This window comes from Salinisphaera hydrothermalis C41B8 (assembly GCF_000732535.1).
Classification (GTDB): Bacteria; Pseudomonadota; Gammaproteobacteria; order Nevskiales; family Salinisphaeraceae; genus Salinisphaera; species Salinisphaera hydrothermalis.
The window spans coordinates 1-1399 of sequence record NZ_APNK01000082.1; the positions used below are offsets into that span (position 1 = coordinate 1).

Below are 1399 nucleotides of genomic sequence, written 5' to 3' on the forward strand. Positions count from 1 at the left end.
ATTCCAGCCGGATACGCCGCCTAATTCAAACTCCCGCGTACACCACTTTCGAGCATATCTCCAGCAGTACCCGCTAGTGCGTGTGGACCTGCTGGAAACCGTGCGCCAGCCTAGTCCCGATCCCCTGCTCGAACCCTATGACCTGGCTATCGCTATGCCCGGTGGCGGGGCGCGCTTTGGCCGGCGCCTGGACGAGGTGGAACTGCTGGCGGTGGCGCATGCGGCACATCCGCTGAACCAGCGCGAGGCGGCGATCAGTGCGGCCACGCTGGGCCGGCATCTGCGGGTAGATATCCAGGCCATGGCGCCGCAGGCGACCGCTGACGGTGGGGGCAGAGCCTGGCTGGTGACCACGCTGGATGCGGCCCTGGGTGCGGTCCTGCAAGGCCTATGTTACGGGTGGCTGCCGCACCACATGCTGGCTGATCCGCTGGCCGATGGCCGCCTTCGCGCGCTGCGTCTCAAGACCGGTGCGCGCAGGCTGGTGCCGCTGGAGCTGGACTTCGCCGACGAGGAGCACGCCGGACCGGCGGTGCGGATGCTGGCCCGGCTGCTGACCGACGGCGTGCCAGTTCCCTAGTTGCGGCGCGCGGCGTAGCCTTCCGGCAGGTCGGCCGGGGCGCAGTTGATCACCTGCTCGTTGTCGGCGCCGCAATCTTCCAGGTAGGTCAGCTCGGCAAACTCGTCGATCACCAGCTTGGGATAGGTCGGACCGGCATCGCGGAACGCCTGCATCCGTTCGATGTGCTCGTTCTGGAAGCACACGGTCTTCTTTGGGGCCTGCGATATCCACTGAGGGAAGAAGATCACCCCGTGCAGCTTCCGCTCGATGAGGTTGAAGGCGACGCTGACCGACGTGCCGGTCGGCTCGTCCCAGGAAATCTTGTAGACGCCTTCGCCTAGCCGGACGATGTGGGCGACCTGATCGCGCACCCAGCGGCCACCGACCATGCCGGTGTGGATGCGGTAATCGATGGTGCGGTCGTTTTTGACATACAGCTCGTACTGCCAGCCGTTGGCATAGGTGTAGATGAAGTGCTTACCGATGAAGCCGACGAGTTCCTGAGGCTTGGTGGATTCAAAGGGGTCGGACATGGGGCGCCTCCTGGGGGACGAATGTGATTGGATGGCCGTTACTCTATGCTCAATTTTTTAGAAATAAACGCGCTAATTTCAGGCCAAAATCATCGAAAATTGCGATCATTTAGATCCGGCGACGCGCTGCCAGGTGCGGTGCGTCGCAGCCTATGCGGGAAAGCTTTTGCGCGCTCTTAGTACGCGCGGCCGAAGACGAGATACGGCGAGACGCCGGTGATGAAATGGGGTGGGGCAAAACGCAAGACCCGAACATCCCTCTAGGATTTTCAAGTTTTCAGCTCATAATCGCGCTCTTGGGTGA

Annotated in this window: 2 protein-coding genes; one reads left to right on the forward strand and one right to left on the reverse strand. The window is 62.3% G+C overall.

Going from position 1 to position 1399, the window contains the following annotated elements:
• A partial coding sequence (locus C41B8_RS19135; protein ID WP_198025310.1) for a LysR substrate-binding domain-containing protein occupies nt 1–580 on the forward strand: 580 nt, incomplete at its 5' end.
• On the opposite strand, the gene C41B8_RS19140 is transcribed toward C41B8_RS19135, so the two are convergent.
• Nucleotides 577–1095 (reverse strand): phenolic acid decarboxylase, encoded by a 519-nt coding sequence (locus C41B8_RS19140; protein ID WP_037341997.1) that lies wholly within the window; start codon nt 1093–1095, stop codon nt 577–579. The genes C41B8_RS19135 and C41B8_RS19140 overlap by 4 nt on opposite strands.
• Nucleotides 1096–1399 lie beyond the last annotated feature (304 nt).